This is a genomic window from Actinomadura sp. NPDC048394 (genome assembly GCF_040651755.1).
Classification (GTDB): domain Bacteria; phylum Actinomycetota; class Actinomycetes; order Streptosporangiales; family Streptosporangiaceae; genus Spirillospora; species Spirillospora montaniterrae.
The window spans coordinates 1-9338 of sequence record NZ_JBEZJL010000153.1; the positions used below are offsets into that span (position 1 = coordinate 1).

Annotated in this window: 9 protein-coding genes and 4 pseudogenes; 5 read left to right on the forward strand and 8 right to left on the reverse strand. The window is 67.9% G+C overall.

Annotated elements, in window-relative coordinates:
- Positions 1 to 58 precede the first annotated feature (58 nt).
- The gene (locus AB0C78_RS50085; RefSeq protein ID WP_360762727.1) at positions 59 to 250 is read right to left on the reverse strand and encodes a hypothetical protein; all 192 of its coding nucleotides are present in this window, start codon (positions 248 to 250) and stop codon (positions 59 to 61) included.
- Positions 251 to 418: 168 nt separating this feature from the next.
- Positions 419 to 1123 carry an MBL fold metallo-hydrolase gene (locus AB0C78_RS50090; RefSeq protein WP_360762730.1) on the reverse strand — a complete coding sequence of 235 codons (705 nt, stop codon included), beginning with the start codon at positions 1121 to 1123 and terminating at the stop codon, positions 419 to 421.
- 274 nt (positions 1124 to 1397) lie between these two features.
- On the opposite strand from AB0C78_RS50090, the pseudogene AB0C78_RS50095 reads away from it, so the two are divergent.
- Positions 1398 to 1898: pseudogene (locus AB0C78_RS50095) on the forward strand (ATP-binding protein); the annotation flags it as partial.
- Positions 1899 to 2312: 414 nt separating this feature from the next.
- On the opposite strand, the gene AB0C78_RS50100 reads toward AB0C78_RS50095, so the two are convergent.
- Together AB0C78_RS50100 and AB0C78_RS50105 are read right to left on the reverse strand one after the other, a co-directional pair.
- Positions 2313 to 2555, reverse strand: coding sequence for a hypothetical protein (locus tag AB0C78_RS50100; protein WP_360762733.1), 243 nt, complete (start codon positions 2553 to 2555; stop codon positions 2313 to 2315).
- Between the two features lie 615 nt (positions 2556 to 3170).
- Positions 3171 to 3797 carry a DUF6262 family protein gene (locus AB0C78_RS50105; protein WP_360762745.1) on the reverse strand — a complete coding sequence of 209 codons (627 nt, stop codon included), beginning with the start codon at positions 3795 to 3797 and terminating at the stop codon, positions 3171 to 3173.
- Between AB0C78_RS50105 and AB0C78_RS50110 the strand changes: the two are divergent.
- A pseudogene (locus tag AB0C78_RS50110) lies at positions 3745 to 3960 on the forward strand (arsenical-resistance protein); the annotation flags it as partial. The gene AB0C78_RS50105 and the pseudogene AB0C78_RS50110 overlap by 53 nt on opposite strands.
- Positions 3957 to 4340, forward strand: a pseudogene (locus AB0C78_RS50115) (AAA family ATPase); the annotation flags it as partial. The pseudogenes AB0C78_RS50110 and AB0C78_RS50115, both read left to right, overlap by 4 nt.
- Positions 4341 to 4433: 93 nt before the next feature.
- Here the strand turns inward: AB0C78_RS50115 and AB0C78_RS50120 are convergent.
- Entirely contained in the window at positions 4434 to 4952 is a 519-nt protein-coding gene (locus AB0C78_RS50120) for a DUF4158 domain-containing protein (protein ID WP_360762748.1), read from the reverse strand.
- 249 nt (positions 4953 to 5201) lie between these two features.
- Here AB0C78_RS50120 and AB0C78_RS50125 point away from each other — a divergent pair, with 249 nt between their 5' ends.
- Positions 5202 to 5459, forward strand: coding sequence for a hypothetical protein (locus AB0C78_RS50125; RefSeq protein WP_360762736.1), 258 nt, complete (start codon positions 5202 to 5204; stop codon positions 5457 to 5459).
- Positions 5460 to 5965: 506 nt separating this feature from the next.
- On the opposite strand, the gene AB0C78_RS50130 is transcribed toward AB0C78_RS50125, so the two are convergent.
- From AB0C78_RS50130 to AB0C78_RS50140, 3 genes are all read right to left on the reverse strand, one after another.
- Positions 5966 to 6673, reverse strand: coding sequence for a hypothetical protein (locus AB0C78_RS50130; RefSeq protein WP_360762739.1), 708 nt, complete (start codon positions 6671 to 6673; stop codon positions 5966 to 5968).
- 621 nt (positions 6674 to 7294) lie between these two features.
- Complete coding sequence (locus AB0C78_RS50135; RefSeq protein WP_360762742.1) at positions 7295 to 7801, reverse strand: hypothetical protein; 507 nt, start codon at positions 7799 to 7801, stop codon at positions 7295 to 7297.
- Positions 7802 to 8639: 838 nt separating this feature from the next.
- Positions 8640 to 8843 (reverse strand): hypothetical protein, encoded by a 204-nt coding sequence (locus tag AB0C78_RS50140; protein ID WP_151600165.1) that lies wholly within the window; start codon positions 8841 to 8843, stop codon positions 8640 to 8642.
- A gap of 380 nt (positions 8844 to 9223) precedes the next feature.
- Here AB0C78_RS50140 and AB0C78_RS50145 point away from each other — a divergent pair.
- A pseudogene (locus tag AB0C78_RS50145) lies at positions 9224 to 9338 on the forward strand (IS5/IS1182 family transposase); the annotation flags it as partial.

The window sequence follows — 9338 nt, forward strand, 5'->3', positions numbered from 1 at the left end:
ATCCCCGACGACATCCACGACGACATCCACGAGGCCTTCATGACCCTCGCCGCAGCCATCATCTGCTGGCGACACCTCGTCCGCTGATTCTGTTAGGACCTCTAAGTGCGCGGACCTGACCGGTGGTGAGGGAGCCGGCGACGTCGGCGCCGATCGGCTTGAGCGCCCGCCGCCACTGCCACATCTCCTCGTCCCGGCGCTGCTCGTCCTCATCCCGGCGCTTGTCCTGGACCACGTTGGTTTCGTCCACGTCTAGCGGCAACGTTTGTCGATGAGTTTGGGCCACGCCCCTGATCGTCGGGGTGTCGTGTTGATGAGTTTCAGCAACGCCCCAGGGGTTCGCGGGTCGGTTCGAGGCAGATTCTCGCAAGCCGCCCCCGCCGCGCACCCGATCACCCCGTTTGTTTGCCCGCACCGGCTACCCGGCGGCGGCGCGCAGGGCCTCGCCCGCGTCCCCGGCGAGGGGTTCGCCGTGGCCGAAGCAGGCGACGTCGGCGTCCAGCCGGGACAGGCGGGCGAACGTCTCGGCGGCTAGCGGCGGGTCGCAGTTGAAGACGCCGAGGATCACCCGGCCGTCCTCACCGCGGGCGATGGTGTCGCCGGTGAACAGGACGCGCTCGTCCGGCATGTGGAGAGCGACGCTGCCGGGGGTGTGGCCGGGCGCGCCGACGGCGACGGCCTGCGTGCCGCCGCCGAGGTCGACGACATCACCGTCGTCGAGTTCCCGGTCGACGCGCACGGGGGCGGGCCGCTCGACGCCGCCGAGACCGGCCTGCACGCGCTCCCAGATGGGCAGCTCCCAGTCGAGGAGCCGCGGCGGCGGCCCCTTGCGCTCGCCGCGGATGAACGGGGCGTCCGCGCGGTGCGCGAGGACCTCCACCTCACCCCAGCCGGCGACGTCAGCGGCGGCCCCGACATGGTCCTCATGGAAGTGGGTGAGGAACAGGCGCCGCACCTCCTCAGGGTCGCGGCCGATGGAGCGGACGGCCGCGGCGATGTCCGGCCCGCTGCCGGGGATGCCGCTGTCGATGAGGGTGATCCCTTCGGGTGCGTCCCAGATGTAGCACTGTCCGAACGCCAGACGAACCTGGTGGAGCCGCGGGTGCAGCCGAATAACGTCCATACCCCCGAACTTAGGCGCGCCCCCACCGCACGCCCAGCCGCCTCCGCCCAGAGCAGATCAGCCCACGGCGTAATCCACGCGGCAGCACCGGGTCGGCTCCGGCCGCGCTCCGCGTTGACTTGGGGGTCGACCAGCATCGGAACTGTGATTCTTGATCTACGGTCCGGTTGGGCACCTGGCGCCGCTCTGAACGCCGGATCAAGGCCGCGCAGTTCCCCCGGCAGAAGACGTTGCGCGAGTTCGACTTCGCGGCCAGCCCCAACATCGACCCCGCCACCGTCCACACCTGGCCTCCTGCGAGTGGGTGAGGAAGGGCGAGCCGCTCTGCCTCATCGGCGATTCGGGCACCGGCAAGTCCCACCTGCTCATCGCGCTGGGCACCGAAGCGGCCATGGCCGGCTATCGGGTGAAATACACCCTGGCCACCAAGCTGGTCAACGAACTGGTCGAGGCCGCCGACGACAAGCAGCTCAACAAGACCATCGCCAGATACGGCCGCGTCGACCTGCTCTGCATCGACGAACTGGGATACATGGAGCTCGACCGCCGCGGCGCCGAGCTGCTGTTGCAGGTTCTGACCGAGAGGGAAGAAAAGAACAGTCTGGCCATCGCCTCCAACGAAGCCTTCAGCGGCTGGGCCAAAACCTTCACCGACCCACGCCTATGCGCCGCCATCGTCGACCGGCTCACCTTCGGCGGCAACATCATCGAGACCGGCACCGACTCCTACCGGCTCGCCCAGACCCACGCCCGAGCCGAACACACCACCGGCTGATCCACTCCAGCCAACGACACCCACACCAAGGGCGGGACCGCACCGCGGCCCGCCCTTCATCCATCCATCTGCACGGCACCGTCGCTGAATCTCATCGACATCACCGCCCCCCGCGCCCCCGCAACCGTCGCTCAAACCGACGCACAAACGTTTCTGCTTCTCGCGGTCGCAACTAGGACGATAATGGCCGAGACCTCCGGGAGTACCTGTGTTTGCTCGTGTTTGGTTCGGGCATCGACGAACTCAACGACCCGGGTTCTCGCGCCGAGCGTTGCCCCGTTCACCGCGCGGGGACGCCGGGCCGTAACGACCTCGGTCCCCGGGCCCGCGGGCGTGCGGGCCCCGGGGACCGTTCTTGTCTCCAGCCCCGCCGACAGTTCGTCTCGGCGAACTCGGCGCGGCCGCCGCGACGGTTCAGTGTTCGATGATCGAGCGGGTTTGCGCGGCGGGTAGCGCGGCCAGGTTGCCGACGCTGTCGGCCGGTTCGGCGCGGACGTGCGCGACGTCGTCCAGGACGTACACCTCGATGTAGCGGCGGGATCCGCCGTTGCGGCGGTTGGGGTAGGCGGGCGAGAGGGCGCCGACCTGGACGTGGTCGGCGGTGGCGGCGGGGGAGCTGTTCGGCGAGCAACTCGGCCACCAGGCGCACGTCGTCATCGTCGCCCGACAGCCGCACCTTCACCGACCGCACCGGCGGCTGGCTCGGCGGCCGGGGATGGGGCCGGGTCATCGGTTCGCCATCCCGTGGTCGGCGAGGGCGGAGAGGCACGCGCGGTGCCGGGTCGTGGGGTGCTGCGATCGGGGGAGCGGGTGGCAGCCGATGCGGCACACGTCGCACTGCAGGTCCTCGGCGGTCGCGGGACGGCTGCAGGCCGCGCCCTGCGTGCCGTCCGGAGCGCGGCGCTCGCACCGGCAGTGCACGGCCCGGCGGCCCGCCGCCGGGCCGTCTCGGCGAGGGGCCGGTGGCGGGGCGGGCGAGCAGGGCGGTGATCCAGCCGGGCAGAACCGCCAGGGTACCGTCACGGACGATCTCGTAGGCGCGGCCGTCGACCACGCTCCGGCCGACGACGTAGCCGGCGCGGCCGCCAGCGCCGGGCCCGCGGGTGTCGATCCCGGCACCGAGCGGTGTGGCGCCGCCGGACGTCGATCCGATCACCACGTCCTGCGGCGCTCGGTAGTACAGGTGGCGGCCGCCGGACGTTATCGCCGGTTTGATCTTAATTGGAGTGTGTCTTTGCTGGTCAAGACGTTCCTTCGATGGATGCGACGTTGTCAGCAGGGGTCGGTCGTCTGGGGCGACTGTCGGGTGCCTCCGGTGCGGCGGTCGAGTTCGCGGCGGAGGTCGAGGTTCTCGCCATGAGCCCGCTCCAGTGCGTCTCGCAGAGCCTGGACTTCCTGGCGGTGTTGCTTCTTGAGCCGAGCAATCTGGCTGGTCAGTGCGAGCACGAGGGTGCTCTGTTCATCGGCCGGAGGTGCTGGTGCGGGAATCGGACGGGTTTGAGTTCGGAGGCGTTCGATCCGTCCGCGGAGGTCGGGGTGGCCATAGAGGAAGGTGTGGGAGACACCGGCTTCGCGCTGGACGGCCTGGAAGGTGATCGGCTCGCCGTGCTTGGTAAGCGTGCGGATCGCCTGTTCTGCGGACTTCGTCTTAGCTTGCGACTTGGCTTTGGCGGCGGCTGCTGAGGTCACGGCAATTCGAGGTGGAAGCGGTGACGCCGTCGGGCAGGCGGGCCGGCGCTGGATGCGCTCGAGGTGATGGCCGGGAAACCCGCCGCCGACCCGATCACCGCTTCCGGCATCGGCGCCCTCGCCGCCGCGACCGCGGAGCCGTCCGGCTGCCCCACCGCGCACCGCTACCACGGCGTTCACCGCCGCTGAGAACGACTTCGAGCTGGCCATCGCGGTCGCAATCGGCACCTTCGGCGGCACCTCCGGCCAAGCCCTGTCGGGTGTCGTCGAGCCGCTGATCGAGGTGCCCGTGCTGGTCGGGCTCGTCTACGTCTCGCTCTGGCTGCGTCGCCGCTTCGCCGCGGCGTCCGAAAGGCCGGAGAGCCGACGATGAGCGCGACCGTCACCCGGGCCGCCTCCGACCGAATAGCCGCGCGGCTGGCCACCCGCTTCCACGGGTTGGTCTCCGCCGACACCGGCGAACGCGTCCTGATCGTCGACTACGACTCACAAGGCCACCTGACCAACCAATTCGGCGTCCCCCAGATCGCATCCGGGGAAGACAGCCTTGCCAAGCACATGGCAGGCGAAGTCAAGGGAGAGATCGGCGAACTGATCGTGGCCCTGCCAGACGAGCGAACCGGCGGCCGCCTGCACGTCCTGCCCGCCTGCGCCGACGGCTTCCTCCTGGACTTCCGCCTCTCCCAGGTGCGCGCCCGCGAGGCAGCCCTGGAACGCGCGCTCGCCCCCGTCGAGGATGACTACGACGTCACCATCGTCGACTCGGGCTGGCCTTCCTTCTTGTTCCGCCGGCGGGGCTGGGGGTTCGCGCTCACGCGACCGCCTTCTGGACGGCTCCGACTTCGATCAGGATCTCCTCGACCTCTGGAACGTGGGCGCGATGCGTCGCAGGTCGGCCTTGAATGCGGTGGTGGCCAGCAGGACGAAGTTCGCTACCTGGACGGCGGAGCGGAGGACGTCTTCGGAGTGCCCACCGCAGTCGATCACGCATACCTGCTCCTCCGCCGACTCGAACTCGGTGTAGCCGAAGGCGTCCCGGACCTCCCACGCATGCTCGTACCGGCTCTGCCACCGCTCCGCATACGCTCCGAACTCCGCCGGGTCGACGCCGACCTGGGCCGCGGCGAACCGGACCACCACCTCCGGCACCGCCTTCAGGTCCTCGGTCACGAAGGAGCCCAGCATCCGCACCGCGCCCCACTGCACCGCGAGCCCCAGCCGATTCGCCGGCGCTCGTTTCGACCTGGCGTGCGTCAACGCCCGCTCATCCAGCCGGAAGAACATCTCCAGCTCACCCGGCAACGGCTCCGCCGCGAATCGCCCGTACCTGGCCACCTGCTCATCAGACAAGAAATCCACCGGCATGCCTGGCAACGTAAGGCCTGTGACCAGGCTAAACGATCCAAGTGATCAAAACGAGGCGAAGATCCAGTCGTTGTCGCTACGGGTCGTTCCGATCCTCCTCGCGGGCAGAGTCGGAGGCTCCGCCGGAGGCATCTCGGACTTCGGCCATACTGAATCGGGTGATCTTCGAATTGATCAGTGTGATCACCGGGGTATGAGCACGATTTTCAAGTCCTCTACCTCGCCGTCCATGTGGCTTTGTCGGCGCTGATGACCCTTCTCATCTGGGCTGGCTTCGAGATGTCCAACTATCGCGACGGCAGCAGCACCACTTCGGGCGGTTTGCTGGCCGGGCTTCTGACCCTGCTGGCCTGGGGGATCATGGCCGCGCCACTGATCGCCGCCGTGGCCACCAAGTGGGTGAGCTGCTGGTGGCTGGTCACGCACTGGCTTTTGGGCGGCGCCTCCGTGGTCCTGATCGTCTACGCTGTGATGTTCGAGGAGGTCGGCTCCTCCGACCTGGGCTGAACCGGCTGCCTCTACTGGGGATTCGAACCCCTGATATCCGGCATTGCAAAGCCGATCATGAACCCAACGCCTGAGCTGGCGAGCCGCTGACCTGGGCCTCCTCGGCGATCTCCCCGCAAGTGACCGTGAGTCCCCCTTGATCACCGCCGAGGACGGGGACGCCGTCGAGGTCGACCAGCCCGTCAACACAACAAGAACGTCAACGTCGGCCTGGGCGGCCGGATGGTGCTGGCCGCGGGGATCCTGCGGGGCCGCCCGGTCGGTATCCGCATCGAACCCGCCACGCTGATGTTTTCGACCCGCAGACCCGTGAGCTGCTGCGCACCAGCCCCAACCCGTTCACCTCCGACCAGGTCCGGGCGCTACGCGGGCTGCGGCGGGCCGGGCCACCGCCTCGGGCCGCACCGAACCGGTCACCGTGCAACGCCCAGCGCCATCAGGGTGGAAAAGGATCACTGAGTTTGGGCTGGGAAATGTCGATCGCTCAGACTCAGCCGATCTTGGACTCAGAAGGGGTCTTGCACCCTGGTGACTTTTCGGATGGACGAGATGCGCCCCGAGACGACGAGCCGGACGGCCGCGCGGAAGTCGGTCTCCGGATTGGCGATGAGGGCTCCGACCTGGCCGGCCGCGGCCATCGGCTCCGCTGGCACACCTGGGCGCACACCGATGACATAGTCGGCGTCCAGTGGACTCGCCGCGGCTACGCAGCCGTCGGGCAGGATCCCATACGACCCTTCGAAGACGCGACTTTCCGGGGGAATAAGCGACGCGAACGCGCGGATCACGACACGCGCGGCAGGACCGATGACCGTCACCGCATCCATGTGCTCGAGAGCGCTCCCGACCTGGGAAGCCAGGTCCTCGGTAAGCGCCCCTGACGTGATGAGATCGGACAGGGTCAGGGGCTTGGTGTCGATGCGGCTCACCACGACGGAGTCTCCAATGCGGGTGACCATGGCCCTCATCCGCTCCTTCGCGGCTTCGACGGCCTCAATGGCCCGGGCGGCCACGGCGGCAGTGGGGAAGCCGGAGACTTCGCGGATGCCGCGATTGTCGACCACCAACACCCGCGTGCCGCGAATGTGCACCTCGACGATGGTCTTGTCCTGCCACAGTTCACCGATCAAGTGCTGGCCGTAGAGCACATGGTGCACCCTGCGTGCCGTGAGCTCGTCGCCACCGGTCTCCCGAACGAGCACGTCAAGCCACATTTGAGCGAGTCGAGGCCTGATCGACGTTGCGATCTGCTCGGCGCCCTCCCAGCCCTTGTCCGGCGCGGGTGCGGGCGTCGGATCCTTCGGTGGCCTGGAGGCTCTCCCCGTGGCCGGGCCTCCCGCGGGCTCCGCCGAAAGAGGCGGCGGAGACGGTTCTTGATCATCGCCCGCCTCGGGAGCATCCTTGCCCGCACGCGTCGGAGCCTGTTCTGGCGGCGTGCCCGGGCCGAGTTCCCGAGTATCTACGGAGGGAGACGAATTGGCGAAGGGCATCGGAGTGCCGGGAGGAGGATCGCTCTCTGTCGTGCTCGGCTCAGCGTCTGTGACCGGCATGGTCTCTCGCGAATTGGATGCTGCTTCCACCGAGTTGGCTTGGGGGCGATCCGTCCTGGTACCTGCCACACGCTTGTCCTGCGGATCCGGCAGCGCTTGTTCCGCGGGATCCTCCACGCCCAGCGAATCCCAGAAATCAAGTCCTGAGGCAGGCTGTTGATCCATCATCATCGAATCGGGTCCTTTCCGGTCAGGGCTCGCGCTACGCGGGCTTAAGATTGAGAAGCTGCTTCCATCGACCGGGCGGTCGCATGATCATCAGAGCGACGAAGACGAAGGCGTCGCTCACGACGCTCGTGATTTCCGCAGCCCGGTGATGGCGGTGGGCCAGGCACGGGCGGCCTCCGCTGTCACCCGGTTGGACACGACGGGAACCAGGATCGCGTCGGGTTGCGGCAAGATCAGGTCGACGAAGGTCGCGTGATGCAGGTCGGCGACCGGAGTGTCGGTGAACACGAAATAAAACACCTGTCGCAGAACGGTGGGAATGCGTCGATACAACATCGAGTTGATCGCCGTTGGATCGGCGCTGACCGCGTCCGGCGGGCCAGGAACCACGCAAAGACCGATGTCCGGGATATAGGCAAGATACTGTCGAATCGAATGCGCTGAGAGCACATCCGGTGCCTGTAGTAGATCGAGAATTATGGGGGATTGCCGGCTCAGGTAGCGAGCAACGTCAGCGTGCTGGAAATTGGTATCGACCACGATGGCGTATCCCGCCCGTCCAATGTCCTGCAGCCGCCTCGCCGTATGGTCCGCAGGGTTCACGGTCGTCTTGATCTTGCCCATCCGACCCTTCGCCAAGGCCGCAGCGATCACCGTGCCATGCCTGTCGACAGGTGGGACGGTCGGGGCGGACGTGATCGCGGCAGCCGCCAAGGCGTTCGCGGGTCCGGTGCTGGAACCGTACTGTGAGGTGCCGGGAATGGCCGGTGCGGAGCCGGGAGCCATTCGCCCGCCCTGAGGCCCGCCCATCGGGTAGGCCAAGCGGGTGGCCTTGGAGCCGGCTGCCCGGCGGTTGCGCCCATTGGTCGCGCACGGAGGACGGTGGTGTGTCCGGCCGGTCGTCCAGGAGTCGCCCAAGGTCCTGGCGGCGGAGGCGGTTCGGTCAAAGGATCGGGCTCCGCGATGCCGAGTCTTACCAGCGGGTCGGCCATCCTCAGCTGCTTGCCCGCCGCCACCACTTCGGGGTCGAAGACGTCACCGCGCTCGGTGAAGGACACATGCACGAGCACGCTGAAGCCGTTGCATACCAGCCCGTTCACCAGCACGGCGACCCCCTGCGCCCGGGAGGCCCTCATCGAATCCCGGCGCGAACATGAAGGCGGCCTGGAAACCGAGCGCGTCGCTCCTGGACAGCTCCCGAAGCCCTGACGTGGACGCGACACCGTACATGACCGGAAACCGCCCGTTTCCCGGAGCTTCCGCGCGGCGCCCTGATACCCCGCCACGACAAGGTTCGGCGCCGTAGCCATCACAACCTTCCCCAGTGCTCCGTGCATCTAGTCAGCAGGAGGCCGAACAGGGCCCCCGAACAGACAGTGCGGCTAACCATCGCTGGCGCCATCCGACTGCCGGTTTCGGAAACACCACAAGCCAGCAAGCTCAGGCCACAGCAGCGCCGCCGTCACGAGCCGGTGGTCAGCACCCGCTCGATCCGGTCGATGCCCGGTTGCCGCGTTGCGCCACGCGGCATGAAGCCCCTGGGCGGATTTACGCCGATACCGGATTGGCCGATCGCAGCAGCGGGCTCTTCTGGGCCCTGGTCAAGGGCCCGCTTCAGGGGCAACCGAGTGAAGGTATCGCCGGGACGGTCCTGCTGGACACCCATGAGTTGGATGTACGGCAGGCCAACGGAGGGCTCGCGACTCCCTCACCTTGGCGGGGCTTCTGGGCGCCCGCCGACGGTCACTGCCGCCCTTCGGCGACAAGAGTCGAAACGCTCCGAGAAGGGTTCACTGGAGAGAGGCCGCGCGAGAGGCGCACAGTGAGCCTTTTCAGGGGCAGTTCCGTGTGCGCTGATCACAGCGTGATCGCGGGCGGCGTGGGCGGTGTCGGACGTAAGAAGCCCCTGGTAGGACGGTTGGTCTCCTACAACGTCCCGTCCCCACCAGAGGCTTCACGTGCTTTTGTACCGTGCTTCGCTGCCGTTGTCGCGTCGCCCGATCGCCCAGACTCGGCTCCGTCCTGGCCAAAGCGGTCAAAGCCGGGCTGCCCTACCTGGTGCTCGACGGCACCCTGGTCTCGATCGACCGGGTCGCCGCCGACCGGCCCCACTACTCGGGAAAGCATCGCCGCCACGGCATGAACCTCCAGGTCATCGCCG